16 protein-coding genes are annotated in these 16,356 nt (G+C 48.1%); 4 read left to right on the top strand and 12 right to left on the bottom strand.

The annotated features are described in order from the left end of the window. The 8 genes from VIM87_RS23440 to VIM87_RS23405 all read right to left on the bottom strand — a co-directional run. Positions 1–981, bottom strand: a 981-nt coding sequence (locus VIM87_RS23440) for an efflux RND transporter periplasmic adaptor subunit (protein WP_331999357.1), incomplete at its 3' end; no start/stop codon positions are given. A gap of 98 nt (positions 982–1,079) precedes the next feature. After that, positions 1,080–1,781 (bottom strand): SDR family NAD(P)-dependent oxidoreductase, encoded by a 702-nt coding sequence (locus tag VIM87_RS23435; protein WP_331999356.1) that lies wholly within the window; start codon positions 1,779–1,781, stop codon positions 1,080–1,082. An 88-nt stretch (positions 1,782–1,869) separates the two neighbouring features. After that, the gene (locus VIM87_RS23430; RefSeq protein ID WP_331999355.1) at positions 1,870–2,760 is read right to left on the bottom strand and encodes a helix-turn-helix domain-containing protein; all 891 of its coding nucleotides are present in this window, start codon (positions 2,758–2,760) and stop codon (positions 1,870–1,872) included. 120 nt (positions 2,761–2,880) lie between these two features. After that, positions 2,881–4,434 carry a vanadium-dependent haloperoxidase gene (locus tag VIM87_RS23425; protein ID WP_331999354.1) on the bottom strand — a complete coding sequence of 518 codons (1,554 nt, stop codon included), beginning with the start codon at positions 4,432–4,434 and terminating at the stop codon, positions 2,881–2,883. Beyond that, on the bottom strand, positions 4,424–5,353 hold the full coding sequence (locus VIM87_RS23420) for a hypothetical protein (RefSeq protein ID WP_331999353.1): 930 nt from the start codon (positions 5,351–5,353) through the stop codon (positions 4,424–4,426). Before VIM87_RS23420 ends, VIM87_RS23425 begins: the two co-directional genes overlap by 11 nt. Positions 5,354–5,647: 294 nt before the next feature. Then, a complete protein-coding gene (locus VIM87_RS23415) occupies positions 5,648–6,376 on the bottom strand; it encodes a HipA domain-containing protein (protein WP_331999352.1) in 729 nt (242 codons plus the stop codon). 44 nt (positions 6,377–6,420) lie between these two features. After that, the gene (locus VIM87_RS23410; protein ID WP_331999351.1) at positions 6,421–6,804 is read right to left on the bottom strand and encodes a HipA N-terminal domain-containing protein; all 384 of its coding nucleotides are present in this window, start codon (positions 6,802–6,804) and stop codon (positions 6,421–6,423) included. Then, positions 6,804–7,100 (bottom strand): helix-turn-helix transcriptional regulator, encoded by a 297-nt coding sequence (locus VIM87_RS23405; protein WP_331999350.1) that lies wholly within the window; start codon positions 7,098–7,100, stop codon positions 6,804–6,806. Before VIM87_RS23405 ends, VIM87_RS23410 begins: the two co-directional genes overlap by 1 nt. 224 nt (positions 7,101–7,324) lie before the next feature. Here VIM87_RS23405 and VIM87_RS23400 point away from each other — a divergent pair, with 224 nt between their 5' ends. Both VIM87_RS23400 and VIM87_RS23395 read left to right on the top strand, forming a co-directional pair. Further along, the gene (locus VIM87_RS23400; RefSeq protein ID WP_331999349.1) at positions 7,325–7,852 is read left to right on the top strand and encodes a DinB family protein; all 528 of its coding nucleotides are present in this window, start codon (positions 7,325–7,327) and stop codon (positions 7,850–7,852) included. Positions 7,853–7,982: 130 nt separating this feature from the next. Next, positions 7,983–9,989 (top strand): FAD-dependent oxidoreductase, encoded by a 2,007-nt coding sequence (locus tag VIM87_RS23395; RefSeq protein ID WP_331999348.1) that lies wholly within the window; start codon positions 7,983–7,985, stop codon positions 9,987–9,989. A 13-nt stretch (positions 9,990–10,002) separates the two neighbouring features. Here the strand turns inward: VIM87_RS23395 and VIM87_RS23390 are convergent, their stop codons facing one another. Both VIM87_RS23390 and VIM87_RS23385 read right to left on the bottom strand, forming a co-directional pair. After that, a complete protein-coding gene (locus VIM87_RS23390) occupies positions 10,003–11,322 on the bottom strand; it encodes a M23 family metallopeptidase (RefSeq protein ID WP_331999347.1) in 1,320 nt (439 codons plus the stop codon). 12 nt (positions 11,323–11,334) lie between these two features. Beyond that, a complete protein-coding gene (locus tag VIM87_RS23385) occupies positions 11,335–12,315 on the bottom strand; it encodes an SDR family oxidoreductase (protein WP_331999346.1) in 981 nt (326 codons plus the stop codon). Between the two features lie 107 nt (positions 12,316–12,422). Between VIM87_RS23385 and tam the strand changes: the two genes are divergently transcribed. Next, positions 12,423–13,205 (top strand): trans-aconitate 2-methyltransferase, encoded by a 783-nt coding sequence (gene tam / locus VIM87_RS23380; RefSeq protein ID WP_331999345.1) that lies wholly within the window; start codon positions 12,423–12,425, stop codon positions 13,203–13,205. A gap of 34 nt (positions 13,206–13,239) precedes the next feature. On the opposite strand, the gene VIM87_RS23375 is transcribed toward tam, so the two are convergent. Beyond that, the gene (locus tag VIM87_RS23375; protein WP_331999344.1) at positions 13,240–13,644 is read right to left on the bottom strand and encodes a hypothetical protein; all 405 of its coding nucleotides are present in this window, start codon (positions 13,642–13,644) and stop codon (positions 13,240–13,242) included. Positions 13,645–13,846: 202 nt separating this feature from the next. Between VIM87_RS23375 and VIM87_RS23370 the strand changes: the two genes are divergently transcribed. Then, positions 13,847–14,077 (top strand): hypothetical protein, encoded by a 231-nt coding sequence (locus VIM87_RS23370; RefSeq protein WP_331999343.1) that lies wholly within the window; start codon positions 13,847–13,849, stop codon positions 14,075–14,077. A gap of 3 nt (positions 14,078–14,080) precedes the next feature. Here VIM87_RS23370 and ligD read toward each other — a convergent pair whose 3' ends face one another. Continuing rightward, complete coding sequence (gene ligD, locus VIM87_RS23365) at positions 14,081–16,186, bottom strand: DNA ligase D (protein WP_331999342.1); 2,106 nt, start codon at positions 16,184–16,186, stop codon at positions 14,081–14,083. Between the last annotated feature and the right edge of the window lie 170 nt (positions 16,187–16,356).

The following is a 16,356-nucleotide window of genomic DNA, read 5'->3' as shown; positions in this document are numbered from 1 at the left end:
GGCATAGATCTTATCCTGTATTTCCATTGTAGATGCTATGGGTAATAACAGCACGTTATCAAACTGCTGATCTATGAGTATTTTACCGGTGTTGCCGGAACGCAGTATAGCTTTGCTATTAGGGAAAGTGGCCCTTAAAGTTATAGAGCCCGTGCTTTTGTCAAACTGACCTTCTACAGCTGTTATTTTTCCTTTCTCCGCATACAGGCTGCCATCCGGCAATTGCAGGGATACGGCGGGAACATGATCCAGCATTTGCGCCGTATTATTGCCAGGGTGCTGCTTTTCAAAATTCACAAAATCACGCTCCCCCATGCTAAAGTAGGCGTTCACGTTATGCGTGTCTGATAGTAAGGTAAGCGGCGTAGTACCGGTAGGGGATACCAGGCTGCCCAGCTTAAAGGGGATGCGCCCTATATAACCACTCACCGGGGCGGTAATGGTACAATAGCCTATGTTTATACGTGCGTTCTCTACTGCTGCCTGTGCCTGTTCAACCACCGCTTTAGCCGCAGCAAAAGCTGCCTGCGCTGTTTCCAGGTTTATACCGGAGCTTACCTTGTTCTGTACCAGGGTTGCTGTTTTTGCTACATTTATACGGGCAGATTCCATGTTGGCTTCCGCATTATGTAATGTGCCAAGGGCAGTGTTCAGCTGCTGCTGGTATACACGGTCGTCTATAAAGAACAGCGGCTGGCCGGCCCGCACCAGGGCGCCTTCATCTACATAGATCTTCAGCAGGCTGCCGGATACCTGGGGCCTTACTTCAACATTCACAACACCTTCCAGGGTGCTGCTATACACGGTGGTAACCCTGGCCTGTGCGGGTTGTATGGTAATAACGGGCAACTTTTGCGGTGGCGCGCCGGCGGCGCTTTGGCCTTCGGCTGTTCCCCTGCATCCCTGGATCATTAATGCTGGTATTAAAAAACACAAGACCAATCCGGTAGTTCCTGTTCTTACAGCGGTTGTTTTTTTCATTATTCGTTAATTAAATATTTAGTGTTGCGCTACCTCACAGGCAATAGTATAGCCGCTCCATAGCGGAGTATAGTATGGCAGCTGTGTTATGACATAGCTTAATCCTTCAGTATAGCCTGTATTATTTCGTTATGAAATGTTTTAGCACTGCAGCATTGAAATATTTTCCCGGGCTCCGCTGCAAGGCCACAGTACAGTTTTATAATGAATTGCCCAACTGTTAGAGGAGCAATAACATTTTCAATATACACATGATGATACCTGGTTCTGATCTTGTGTTTTTCCTGCGCAAACAGGCCCGCAATTTCCATTTGAAACAGGCTGGAAAGGTGGTGCAGGCTGGTATGCGGCTTACGTGCAAGGTGGTCTGCATTACTCATGGTAACATACATGCTGTTGGGGTCCTGCATTAAAGTGAACAGCGCCCTGCTGGCTGCAAAGTAAGCGGTAAGGCTGTTGCCCATTGTTTGCCATTCTTCAATATCAGTTTGCAGGAAAGAGCGGGTATTGCGGCTGGCATTTATATAGGTAACTGCCAGGTCTATACGTTTAAACTGGTTATACAGCATATCCGCATAATCCTTCACCTTCGCATAGTCTGCTATATCTGTGAGAAAGGTAACCAGTTTATCCTGCGGAACGCTTTGCAGTGCGGCTTTTAAGCCGGCAATATCACTCATGCTGGAAGCCGGTACCACTACCGTTGCATCTTCTTCAAGAAAAGCCTGCACAATGCCTTTACCTACATAACCGGTTCCATCAACAACAAGCGCTATTTTACCTGATAAGCTGTTACCCATTTCTCACAGGTCAGTTGAATAAGGACTGACGATGCAAAATTGGATAAAAAAAGAAGGGTGTAAAAGGTCAGATTGCAGCCAAAATTGGTCAAAACAGGTTATTTTTTCCATTTTTAACTACCTGCTTATAAGCGGAGGGGGAGAGGCCGGTGTGTTTTTTAAAGTATTTCCCAAAAAAAGACTGGTCGCTGAACTGCAGCTGTTCCGCTGCCTGCGCCACACTCACTGCGGGGTTGCTGAGCAATATCTGGGCCTCTGCTATCACCGCCGCATCTATCAGCTCACCGGCCGGTTTGCCGACCACCTGCTTAATTACCTTTGTAAGATGGCCGGTTGTTACAGACAGGCTGCTGGCATAGAACTGGAGACTGCGTTCGCTTTTTACATACAGCCGTAGAAGATCCAGGAACCGGGCGGTAAGATCTTCTTTGCGGTTTAGCTTTATGGATTGAAAGCCGGTGTACCTTCTGAAAATAGCCCCGGTTTCATAGAGCAACGCTATGAGCAGGTGCTGGAGCACCTCTCTCTGAAAGTAAAGGGAATTGTTATTGGTAAGCTTCACATTTAATATAGCCAGCATAGCGCTGATCATTTCCATTTCCTGCTTACTGATGTTATACTGATGGCTGATGCCGGAGGCCGTTATCTGGAACAGCTCACTACCGGTAACATGGATACCGCTTTTCATGAGGAAATTAGTGTCCATGGTTATGCCGGTAAAATGGCAGTCGTCCGATACCGTTTCAAGCGTATAAATGAACCCCTGCACAATGAAGTATATGCTGTTTGGGGCGCAGGTAACAGTTTCAAGATTGCATTGCAGGCGGAAAGTACCACTGGTAATCAGCAGGAAACCGGCGGTTTCTGCACGGAAAGGTTTGTTGATCATAGCGGTATAATCCGCTCTGTCCTTTTCACTGAAAATGGTGATCCCTTCAATGGTGCTGGCGCCCTGCGGCATACGTTCCTGTTCATTCATATGGTAGCCTGGTAACTGTCAGACGGTAACAAATATAAAGAGCAGAAAGCTGAAAGCAAAAAGCATAAAGCCATGAACATACGATCATCAGCTTTATGCTTTATGCCTTCTGCTTTTGGCTTATTCTGCCCCATCCGTCTGTGCCCTTAACACCGCACGCTCGCCCACTTTTCTGCCGCTTTCCAGTCCCACCGTACAATCGCTCCGGTAATGGATGGCGCCGTACAAGCGCGACATGGAAGCTTCTGTAGCCATGTCGTTGAATTTGGATCCCCTGTCGGGCAACAGGTGTGTTAACACGGTGGCCGCCGCAGCGCTGAATGTTGAGTGGCCGGATGTATAGGACGGGAAATTAGGTACGCCCGTTAATGTTTTAATATTGGGGTCTGACTGCGAAGGCCGGGGATTGAAATAAAAATATTTGGCATCCCAGCAGGTAATAGCAGCATCCATTAATGCCATATTGATCAGCGCATAGTTCCTGGCCCATCTTACTTCACTATAGTGCTCTTTTACAAATTCATCGGCTGCAATGGCATCCCAGTGCCCGGGAGGGCCGTAGGTGCCGGCGCCATCGGCCCAGAAATGCACAATGCGTATCCGGTCGCGGGTAGCATGCTGGCTGTAGTATAATACTTCTTCTGTTTCCTCTTTAAACTGCTGTGAGGAGGTGGAGGGCGGCGGCGCCGGGCGCATATTAATAATATCCATGGAATCGCATAAAAAGCCCTTTACTTTTGAAAATAAAGGCAGCATGGGCGGCCTTTTGGGCGATTCAAGGCTAAACCAGCAAACCTCTCCTTTTGCTTCAGTATCTGTTTCAAATTTTTTCCAGATGTCAGGATTGCCGATGGCCTGCCCCGCACGGTCGGCCCTTCCCCTGGCAGCGAATTTTTGCGCCACCAGCTTGCCCAATGCCTCACCCGCCTCAATTTCACTGCGTACATTCGCTCCCGCCATAATCCGGTACCGTTCCTGCTCGTCGGCTTTTTGCTGAATGTAAGCTACCTCGCCGGGGAATAATAATTTCAGCATTTCTATAGCGGCGCCTGCAACTGCAGCATCTTCACTGGGGTAAGAGGGGAGGTCTGACCTGGGAACCAGGGCCTTTACCAGTGAATCTACTTTATACGGCGCTGCACGGTTATATAATTTCTTGTAATGCCAGGTTGCTACCAGCGCATCATACTGGGCGGCGCTTACGTAGGCATAGGCCCGCGCTGCATAGGGCGGATTTGCAAATGGAAAATAAGGATAGGCAAACGGGTTAGCCGCACTGGGTGCGGGATACGTGTTATCCGGATTCTGATAAGGGGGCAAGTTATACTTTGCTACCAGCTCACGTAATATTTCGTTCCACCTTAATACCGCACCGGCGCTCCAGTATTTAATGATCTTTTTATCGTTGTCGCTAAGGTTGCGCTGCAAGCCTTTTATTTCATTCAGCTCCGCTATATAGGCGGGGGTGTTGGTGGCCACCGGCGCTGCAACGGCAAATTCGTCGGCAGCGGTCAGCAGCACAGGTTTCCAGGTGCCGGCATCCAGGTCAATGCTGGTGGGTGTTAGCGCAGGATAACTGTCGGAGCGGTCATTCAGGTCCTTTGAGCACGACCAGTATACCAGCGCAGTAAGCACCGTTACCATCAGTAATTTATAGGTGAGACTAGTTTTCATAAGTTGCATGTTTTTTTGAAAAGTCCATCAGGTAAAAAACGCCGCCGTTCACTATGGTGGCCTGGCCCACATTCCTGCCTGCTACGGTATACTTTGCGCCGGCTGTTAGCTCAAGGCCGCGGAGGGCTTTGGCAAATGAATATTTGAAATTAACGCCGGTCATGGTGGCGTTCATCTTATTGCTTGGGAATGGCATATCATTTTTCCTGATATCAAAACCGCCCAGCGTATTCATATTATCCAAAACCGCTTCTGCTATCCAGGTACGGCTTCTGTAACCTGCCCTTGCATTAAAGCCGGCTACATTTGGCATATCCACCTCATTGGTAAGATGCATTTCCGTATCATAATAAGAGGTGCGGTCTATCTTAATATTGCTTCTTAAAGTATAGTATCCGGATGCAGTGGTGAAGAATTTACCAAGCTGGTAATCAAGCATGCCCCTGAAAGTAAGGTTCTTGCTGTGAAGCCCAATGGACATGGGTAAAAAGTCAGCTACATAATTCGTAAGCGGGAACGAGAAATTGCCAATGGCAAAAGCAGCTAACTTACCCTTTTGCCCAACAGGGAAAGTGTGGATCTTATACTTTACGGAAAGCCCAAGGTCCTGCACGCCCTTCAGGCCTTTCAGGGTGCCGTTGGTTGCTTTGGTTTGCACATAGGGCAGGTTAAACAGCACATTTAATTTACTGGTAATGCCATAGTTGCCCATTACCCCGATCATTTGTGTGCTTACGGTACCCAGGTTTTCATTGTCCCTCTTATAGGTGCCTTCCCAGTAGTTCTTCCAGCTGTTATGGCTGTACATGCCCCCCACGCACAGTACATTTTTATTCAGCATAATAGCATCCATATCTGTTTGCGCCTGCAGGCGGCAAACCATGAAGATGCATACGCACATCATCGTAAAAAATTTCATGGTATTGATTTATGTCAGCGAATTATTTCCATAAGATATCATTCCGGTATTGACGGATCAGATCCTGGACAACATCATCAAGCAAAAATGATCACTGTATTGTGCTTATATATAGCAATTATAATAAGTACAGGAAATTCTTCTATACGATTTAAGGCCTAATTGGTTGATAATTAAACTTGTGAAATCTCTTCATTGTTCGTTGAGGCGAATATAAGTTTTTTCCCGAAAAAGTAAAAAGGTTATTACTTCCTGCATTTCCGGGGACGGAGCGGTAGGTTAGCCCCTGGACATCTACACTTTAAAAGCAGCGGCCATCAGCATTTGCTCGCTGCGTGGTATTCCTATTGCTGTTGCTGTTTTCTGCCAGCCTGATACTGCACTTTTTACTTCGTTTAGAATATTTTCCATTTCGTTTTTTCCTAACCTGAAATAGGCGCCTGTGCTTTGCGCAAGATTAATGTCGAGGGCATTGTTATCCATATCAATATTTAACGCCAGGCCATCTTTATCGATGGAGGGATTAAGATCAAAAGCAGGGGATAAGCGCCAGCCCGTGTCCGTTAATATAAAACCATGGTTCCTTAAATGGTCATCGGTATTGGAGATAAGGATATTAAAAACTATTCTTCTCCATAATTGATGTAAGTCTTCAGTAATATTTGTTCCTGAAAACTGGATAAATTCTACGATGTCAAGATAGGAGGGTATTTCATCACGAAGAAGTTCTTCATTTCTGCCTGTCATAGTCATGGCAGAGGCAAAGTGGATCCTATATTGTTTATCCCGGTCAAACCGTTTGGTAAAAAAAGTATGGTACGGCCCTGCAACGCCTTCTAACCGCGATTCTGCCATAATAACTCCGGCATCTACAGCAAGCCGGTAAGCCAGGTATTCCCAGGCTCCCTTGTCTATAGTATCATTCTTTGAAGGGAATTTGGCAATCCAGAGATGGCCGTTCTCATCGAGAATATTTGCTTTTGGCCTGGCGCCTCCCAGGGATGAACCCGGGGCTATGAGCATGGCCAGCCACTTTTTTATTGCTACTGTATCTTCGTTGGATTCAATTAGTTCCGCCGCATGCTGTAACTCCCGGATACTTGTCCAGGGCGGTGTTGGTGATACATATCATGTAATACCCGTGCTGTTTTATCTGTCCCTTTTACAGATAATGCAGCCCGCCGTTTCATTAAAGTTCTTCCCCAGGTATCAGGCATAGAATCCAGAAATACACCAAAGTTTTCTTTCCCATTAGGGTATTGCTGACCGGTATACCAGGCAATGTCCGGATCAAGCAGCAATTGTTCCTTTGATTTAATCCAATCCGGATCGTATGAAAAACTAAAAGCTTTTCTTCCTTTCGCCTGTTGGGCAGACAATATGCCTATACATTTTGGAGCAGCCATACCTTTCCAATCCGCATACACCCATATATCTGTTTTGTCTGCCATTACTTATTTCCTATTAGTTTTAGGTCCTGTAATTTGCGTCCAAATTGGTCATCTGCCGCCAGCTTCAAAAAATCATCCTGTAAGCCCATTACCCTAAGCACGTTAAAATAGGCGCCCATAGCAACACTGGCATTTCCTTTTTCAATATGGTATAACGTTGTGCGGTTAATGCCTGCACGCTCAGCCACCTGGATGGTTGTGAGGTTCCGGCGCTTTCTCGCCAATTTGATGTTTTCTCCCATTTGTTCCAGGATCTTTTGAAATTTTGGAAGGAGTATTTGCTTTTTAGATTGCACCTAATTGTTGATTAATATCAACAAAAACACTAAAAATGTCTATAATAATGAACATACAATAAATTTATATATTTGATCTGCTGCTGTATTTGTATAATAATTGTTTAAGCATTCCACCAACTCTTTAACTGGTTCGGGATGTATACAATAAAGCCTTTCGCTTTATTATAAACCATTGATTTTATAAATTTATCCCGGCAAAATCCACAAATCATTAAACCCATATGTTAAAGATCGGCCGTCCAAATGTTGATGATGCACCTGCCTGGTATCCTTACTACTTTAACCTGGCGCCCGGCGATGACCTGATAGCAGCTTTGCAGCAGAATAAACAGCAGATGCTTGACCTGATCAGCTCCATTCCGGTGTCAAAAGAGGATTTTAGATACGCGGAAGACAAATGGACGGTAAAGCAGGTTTTTATTCACCTGGCCGATGATGAACGCTACTACGCTTACAAAGCCTTTTGCTACTCCCGGCAAATAGATGTTGACCTGGAAGTAATGCCGGCAGGGGACACCTATCCTAAAGACTTTCATGCGGCCGGCCGTACCTTAACGGATATACGGGATGAGCTGATAACCATCCGCGATGCCACTATAAGCCTGTTCAGCAGCATGACCCCGGCAATGCTGGATTTTAAGGATTTCCCGGACAAGAAAGTAATTTACACCGCCCGCAGCTTAGGCTGGATGGCAGTGGGCCATAACCAGCATCATTGCAATTTTATCCGGGAAAAATATTTAGTATAGGATGTTTTGCCGGCTGAACCCGCGCCGCAGTTAAAACCCGTACCTTAAATAAAGCGCTATACCTGTAACCCGATACACCTGCACCCCTTATCCCTGTATTAAAGATCACCTCAAAATTAAACTAACAGTAATGATCACACGAAAATGTGCCCCTTTAAAAGCAGGCTGCTTACTGCTTGTTACCCTTCTTTTTTTAATACCCGCACAACCGCTGGCTGCACAGCAGGCAAACAGCTATGATATTTGTATTTACGGTGGTACCGCCGCCGGGGTAATAGCCGCCTATACCGCCAAAAAAATGGGTAAAACAGTGCTGCTGGTTGAACCGGGCAGTCACCTGGGCGGCATGACCAGCGGCGGCCTGGGTATGACAGACATTGGCAACAAATACGCCATCACCGGCCTGGGACGGAATTTTTACCGGCGCATTGGCCGTTATTACGGAAAATTTGAGCAGTGGATCTTTGAGCCGCATGTAGCGGAAGCGCTCATTAACAGCTATATTCAAAGCGCCGAAGTTCCTGTGCTGTACCGCTATTATCTTACCCGGGCCACCATGCAGCAGGGCAGCATACAATCCATTAACCTTATTAAAGTTGACTGCAATAACGATTCAATAAAGACCATCACCGCAAAAGTGTTTATTGACTGCACCTATGAAGGCGACCTGATGGCCAAAGCCGGTGTAAGCTATACGGTGGGCCGCGAAGCCAATACCCAGTACCAGGAAACTTACAATGGCGTACAGCTGCGCGATAAGCACCAGTTTGCAGACAGTATAGATCCCTACAGAACGCCCGGCCAGCCGGAAAGCGGCCTGTTATGGGGTATTAGCCCGGCGCCGCTGGCAGCACCCGGCAGCGGTGATGCAAAGGTGCAGGCCTACAACTTCCGTATTTGCCTCACCAATGTGGCAGCCAATATGATACCTATTACCCGCCCCGATAACTATGATTCCACGCGTTATGAGCTGGCCTTACGTTCTATGGCCAAAACGCCCTGGACCAGCCTGATGGGCGGTTTAAAGGTTGATGCCATGCCCAATAATAAAACAGATATCAATAACAACGGTCCTTTTTCAACAGACATGATCGGCATGAATTATGATTATGCGCAGGCAGATTATATGACCCGGCGGCAGATCTTTAAAATGCATGAGGACTATACAAAAGGATGGTTGTATTTCCTGGGCCACGACCCACGGGTACAGGCCAACATCCGCCCGCTGATGTTAAAGTGGGGTTACCCCAAAGATGAGTATACAGACAATGGTAACTGGACCTTTCAGCTGTACATACGCGAAGCGCGCCGCATGGTAAGCGCTTATGTAATGACGCAGGCCAACTGCGAGGGGCGCGTGAAGGTAACAGACGGTATTGGCCTGGGCGCTTACTCTATGGATTCCCATAACTGCCAGCGTATAGTGGTGAACGGTATGGTGAAAAATGAAGGGGATGTACAGGTAGGTGTGCTAAACCCATATGCCATCAGCTACCGTTCAATAGTACCCAAAGCTGCAGAGTGCAGGAATTTACTGGTGCCGGTTTGCTTATCTGCCACACATATTGCTTATGGATCCATACGTATGGAGCCTGTGTTTATGGTGCTGGGACAGTCGGCCGCTGTTGCCGCTGTACAGGCTATTGACAGCCAGCTGGCTATCCAGGATATAGATGTTAGCGCCGTGCAGCAAAAGCTGAAACAAGACCCGCTGGCAGACGGCAGCATACCTGAAGTGCAGGTAGATGATGCGGATACTGCTTATGTGCGCACTACCGGTACCTGGCAAAGATTAAGGTCAGCCAACCAGTACGCCACCTCTATACTGCTATCCGTAGCGCCTGGCTCCGCCGCCAGCAGCGTGCGTTTTAACCCGCCCATGCAATTTAACGGACGTTATACTATTTACTATTACAATTTAGCCCGTGCAAATAAAGCACCCACTGCAGCATTCACGATTGCTGCTGCCAACGGGCTGCAAACGGTTACGCCTTCTTTAGTGGAAAATGGCAATGAATGGATCTCCCTGGGCACTTATGAATACAGCAGCGGCAGCCCTTTTTATGTGAGCATTGCATTGCCGGCTGGTGTGCAGGGCGATCTGCTGGCAGATGCGCTGCTGTTTGTACCGGAGTAAAAAGTAATTATGCCTACAGCTGCACCCAGCCCTTTTGCTCCCCGTATGTTATAAACCGGTAGGCGCCCTGCTCACCTAAAATATCTATATCAGCGCCTGCAGGAATGGTGAGCTTTACCGCTGCTGCGGTATCAGGTGCATCCAGCAAAGGGGTGGCGTTTTTAGCCAGCTGCTTTTTATAAGGCTGTGCGGATACTGCTTTGCTTTCCACAAATCCTTCGCGGCTATCCGGCAGCGCTACTTTATACCAGCTGCCGGTAGCAGCCATTACCTGCATTACCCGGTTGGCCGGCAGCTTTTCTATGAGGGCACTGTTTTTTACAGGAGATGCAACCAGGGAGGCAGCGCCGGTATTGCGGATCATGTGCTGCAACAGGGTGGTAGATGCTGTTACTTCCGCAGGTGCAGGCCGGTCCCGGTTCACAAAAGGGAAAGGGTCTATAGCACCTCCATTGGTATAAATGCCAAAATGCAGATGGGTAGGTGTGTTGCGGGCATTACCGGTATTGCCCATTAAACCAATGGTATCGCCCAGCTTTACTTTTTGTCCTTCGTGTACCAGCACTGAATCAAGATGGGCATAGTATAAGCTGTAAGGTTTTCCATCCGGGTTCAGGAAGATGACCCGGCCTCCCAGTTTGTTCTCGCGGGTACTGCTGATAAAGCCATCGGCCGCTGATATAACCGGTGTTCTGAATTTGCCGAAAATATCAATGCCTTCGTGGCTGCGGCTGCCACCATCGCGGTTGGCGCCCCAGAAGCTGCCTATACGGGGCTGTGTGCTGCCCGGCACCGGAAAAGCCAGGGAAGGCGCTGTTGTAATAGTAATGGTGTATTCGCCGCTGCGTAATAATTCAGGTTGCAGGCGCAGTAGAAAACGGCCATCAGCCTTTACTTCATGCTGCAGGGTCCAGGAAGTGGTATCTGCCGCTGCCAGCAGGCTAGGTTTCTCATTAGCAATTGCCGGCTGCCACAGGTCAGCAAAAATTTTAAAGCTGCCGGTAGGTTTCCCGTTTATGGCAATCTTAAGCACATCGCCCCGGCGGGCGGGGAACAGGTAACCGGCTGCATCCGGCTTCTCTGCCGCAAAATAGCCGGTTTCCTTATAAGGTAAAGTAATGCTTAGCGGGCGTGCCAGGGCCTTTTCTGCCGCGGCAAACCACAAGGTGCCCAGGGCGCTGCCGGCAAGGCCTGCATCGGTAAGGCGGCTGGCGTATTGCTCATGGGCTGTTTGCTTTGTAAATAATCCTCTTTTGGAGGTTGAGCAGGCAGCAAAAAAAAGGACAAGGCAGGTATATAAAATGCCTGTTGTCCTGCTGTGAGATGCAATCATTTTAAACCGCTTTTATTTTGAGCTTCCTTTTGACAACAAATAAATGCCAATGGCAAAACCTGCCAGGAAACCAATGGCCGTAGCTTTGCGCCTTGCTTTATTGATAGTGGCCGCTGCGGGGAAAACTCCCTTGGTGCTCATACCATAGCCCACTGTATTAAAGAGGTTGCCATTGGTGCGGGCAATGGGTTCTGCTAGGCTAAAGTATTTACGGATTACCATACCGGTGATTTTTGTGGTCAGTTCGGGGAATGCGCTATGCGCTGCTTTAAAGATCAGCGAAGGCAGGGTATAGCTGGTGGACCTTGGATTTTTGATAAGTGCGGCAATGGACCTGGCCACTCTAACCGGGTCTTGTACAGGCGGCGCCGGCTTTAATACTTTACCGGTATAATTACCTGCATGCAGCATACCCGGCGTATTCAGGAAGTGAGGAAAGAGGTCGCAAACATAGATCTCCGGCCATGGGCTAAGCTCGCCTTTAAGCGCCTCTGAAAAGCCGCGCAGTCCGAATTTGCTGGCGGTATACCCGGCGCCATAAGGCACGGGCAAATAGCCGCCAATGGAAATGTTGTTGATGATAATACCATGGCGCTGCCGCTTAAAATAAGGCAGTACGGCATGCACACCGCTCATATAACCCAGCAGGTTGGTGGCTACCACCTGGTTATGCACTTCGAGGGGTGTTTCATCAAAATCACCTGCTGCCAGCACACCGGCATTATTGATCCATACATCTATGCCCAAACCCCAGTCATGCGCCGTAGCAGCCAGCTTTTTCATGGCAGCAGCATCGGTTACATCTGTAGGCACTACTAATACGTCTGCTCCAAATTCCCTGCATTCTTCAGCCACTTCTTCCAGCGAAACGGTATTTCTGCCGGCCAGTACCAGTGAGGGCCTGCTGGCAGCCAGCTCCACCGCAGCAGCCCTGCCAGCGCCGCTGGACGCGCCGGTGATCACAATTGTTTTTCCGGTTATCTCCCTGTTCATAAAGCTATTTTCCGGTTGTTGCTCAACAACAGTGCCATGGTATTCCTGCCGTTATCAGATGGTTTATATTTGCTGTACCAAAATTTTTTCAAAACAAAGCATCAAAAATGTCTGGAAACAATGCTGATACCTGGTCATCAGAACAGTACACAAAATTTGAGCAGGAACGGAATCGCCCGGTGCTGGACCTGCTGGCGCACATCCCAACCATAAAGGTGAATACCGCAGCGGATATTGGCTGCGGGCCCGGTAACTCAACACAGCTGTTAAAAGACCGGTACCCGGAGGCATTGATCACCGGAATGGATAGTTCGGCCAATATGATCGACGCTGCGCGCAAGCGCTTGCCGGAGGTACATTTTGAGGTGGCTGATATTGCTGCCTGGAAACAGCAGGGGCCTTTTGATGTGATACTTGCAAATGCTGCCTTGCAATGGGTCCCGGATCATGCTTCCCTGTTTCCGGCGCTTATCCGCAAGCTGGCGCCGGCCGGCAGCTTAGCCGTGCAGGTGCCGGATAACCTGGACGAACCCGCACATCGTTTAATGCGTGAAACAGCTGCACAGGGTCCCTGGGCGCAAAAACTTTCCGGTATCGCACATTTAGCCCGGCATAATGCGCAATGGTATTATGAGCAATTACACCACCAGGTATCGGGCCTTGATATATGGCGCACCACTTATTATCATGTGCTGGAAGGCGGCGCTGCCGCAATAGTGGAGTGGTTCAAAAGCACGGGGCTTCGTCCTTTCCTGGATCCCCTGAACAATACGGAACGGAGCGCTTTTCTGGATCAATACCAGGCCGCTCTTGAAAAGGCGTATATCATTAATGCGAATGGTACTGTGTTATTGCCTTTTCCACGGTTGTTTATTATTGCGCAACGTTAAAAAGGAGCGGCGGATTATCAAAAGATGCACTTTATTATTCAATAAATATATCTTCCCGGGTAATATCATAGAACAGGTTCTGTAACTGGTGCACATGCGCCAGCGGCCGCCCATAGGCTACAAATCCGCTGCCGGCTGAATATGCAACCGGTTGAAAAGAATAACCATCATCCCGCACATAAATACTATCCTGCCGGTTATATTTATACGCGTAAATATTATGATGTGCGCCTTCTTCCTGCAAAAAATTAAAATCCAGCAGGTGATCTGTTTCCAGCTTAATAGGGTGCACATCTTTAAAGGGTAATTTATTCCTGGGCAGCAGCGTGTTGTGTATATACCCGTCCAGTATGCCTTCTACGCGAAATACCGTCTCCGTCATATTATAATCGTAATACCATACCAGGTTGCCAATACGCACATCCGTACCTTCTATCATATACAAACAATTATGCTGCAAGTATAGGTTTATCCTTTGATATTTAATGGGGAGGAGGCAGGTGCCGGCATAACATTTCAGCCGCCTGTACAAAATAGTGATGGAAATAATGCGGAAAAACATTAGTTTCCATCTGTATTGAATGTTCGGGGGACAAATCGTGGGTGAGAGCGATCATGCTATCATTGAAAATGTGTATTAAGTGGAAAAAACGTTAACAGGTACTATTGTACTGCACCCGGTATCTGAATTACCGCATGTGCAATTTCGCCGGGGCGATGAATTACTTTCAGCATTAATTTATTTCGATCAGTTGGATGAAGCCAAAGAGAATATTGGAAGAACAGTGAAGTTCCATTTAATGGACAGGCCGTACGGACCGCATATTATAAGCGATGTAGGCTTTGCAAGGATCGTGAGCATGAATGTATAACGGTTACGGATATAGGCTCTGCATTTTTTTCAATGCCTTCTCCATATTAATGCCTTTACCTAAAACCGGTTTAAACAGGTCGCCTTCCTGCTTCAGGCGGTCCATTGCATTGTGAATGGTAAAGTCTTTCATTTGCAAACCTTTTTTTACTTCCTCCCAGTGCAGCGGCATAGATACGGTGGCGCCGGGTTTGGGCCGCAGGGCATAAGGGGCGGCCAGGGTAGCCTGCGGGCGGTTCTGCAGAAAATCTATATACATCTTGCGGTTGCGGTTGGCTGTTGCCCTTTCAATAGTGGTAAAACCGGGAATGGTTTTTTGCACCAGCTTCGCGATCACCCGGGCAAATTCCTTGGATTGTTCATAAGTGTATTTAGCGCCTAAGGGAATATAAATATGCAAACCTGTAGAGCCGGATGTTTTGCAATAACCGGGCACATCCGCTGCATCCAGTATTTCTTTTGTTACCTGCGCAGCTTCAATTACCTGGTTAAAAGTGGTTTTGTCCGGGTCCAGGTCTATCAGGCACCAGTCGGGGTTGTCGGGCGTTTGTATGCGGCTGCTCCAGGGGTTCATTTCAATACAACCCAGAGAGGCAATGTATAAGAGGCTGGCTTCATCCGTGCATACCAGGAAATTCTTATCACGGCCATCTGCATCACTGTGGTAGGGAAAAGTGGCAATCCAGTCAGGTACTTTGCCGGTAACATCTTTCTGGTAAAAACTTTTACCGGTAATGCCGTTCGGGTGCCGGTTTAAGGATTGTGGCCGGTCTTTCATATACGGCAGCATATACGGCGCTACCTGGTAATAATAATTCAGCATATCCCGTTTGGTGATCTTTTCCTTTGGCCAGAACAGCTTATCCAGGTTGGTGAATTTAAGCGCATGCCCGCCCACCGGCCGTACCTGGGTTTTATCCGTAGGGTTCAGCATGGTTTTGCGAACAGTTTTGCCGGCGGGTGTCAGCAGCTTTGTGCCAGTGGTGGCCTTAGTTCTTACCCGGGCTTTGGCCGGTATTTCCTGCTCTTCCACTACCTGGGCGGCCTCCTTATCTGTACGCAGCCCTTCAAAAGAAGGGTGGCGCATTACACCGTCAGATGTCATTTCACGAAAGCTAACCTCACATACCAGCTGGGGCTTTAACCAGAAAGCCTTCGCCTCCGGAGGATTGGGCCGGAAACGGGAGGGCTTGTTAACATCCGGCACCGTGGTAAAGGGGCATTTCTCCGTCTCTAAAGATTTGAACTGCTGCAATAATTGTTTCTGCAGCTGGTCATTAAAGCCGGTGCCTATTTTACCGGTATACTGCAGCTTGCCATTTTCGTATAGCCCTACCAGTAAGGCGCTGAAAGGTTTGCGGGTATCTTTGTTGCGGGTGTAGCCGCCGATCACTACTTCGTGCCGCTGGCTGGTCTTTATCTTCAGCCAGTCTTTGCTGCGCTGGCTGGGAAAGTACAGGCTATCTGCCCTTTTGGCTATAATGCCTTCCAGCCCCATTTTCTTCACTATCTCAAAAAATTCTTTGCCGGAAGTGGCAAAGCTTTCACTCAGGCGTATAATGCCACTGGCAGGCACCAGCTGTTCCAGCAAAGCCCTGCGTTCCGTAAGCGGCAGTCCGGTAAGGTCGTGCCCGTTCAGCCACAGCAGGTCAAACACATAGTAGATCAGGGCGCCGTCTGCCTCGCTGCGCCAGCCCTGCAGCAGGCTAAAATCCGCTTTGCCATTATCGTCTATCACAATGATTTCCCCATCCACCACGGCCTGTATGCCCCATTCCTGAATGGCTTCATACACCGGGTAAAACTGTTCATTAAAAGATTTATTGTTGCGGGAGCGCAGCTCCATCATGCTTTTATGCATAAGGGCCAGGGCACGGTAGCCATCCCACTTGATCTCGTATACCCAGCCGGCATCGTCAAAAGGTTGGTCGGCCAGCGTAGCCAGCATAGGGGTTATATTTGCGGGGAACGGTTTTTTAGGCGCGTTCTTAGGAGCTGCGGGTGTGCCCGGCGCCTTCCGTTTTACGGGCGCTTTAGTTGCCTTTTTTGCTTTTGCTTTGGCTTTAGCTTTGCTGGCGGGCCTGGCAGTGGCGGTTGTACTACGGGGCATGTGTTCCTTTTTATAAAAAGGAGCCTAAAATGCGTGCCGGGTTTTGGGATGGCGATTGGATGCCACTTCATGTCACAAATAAATTATTACGACAAATAATAAGTTTTATGTGTCATAATACTGGTTTACGACATTAAATTTCGTAAATTAAGCCAGATAATGTCGTAATG

Source organism: Chitinophaga sp. (assembly GCF_036569125.1).
GTDB lineage: Bacteria > Bacteroidota > Bacteroidia > Chitinophagales > Chitinophagaceae > Chitinophaga.
Note: the sequence above shows the minus strand (reverse complement) of the source record. Positions and strands in the feature narration are given on the sequence as shown.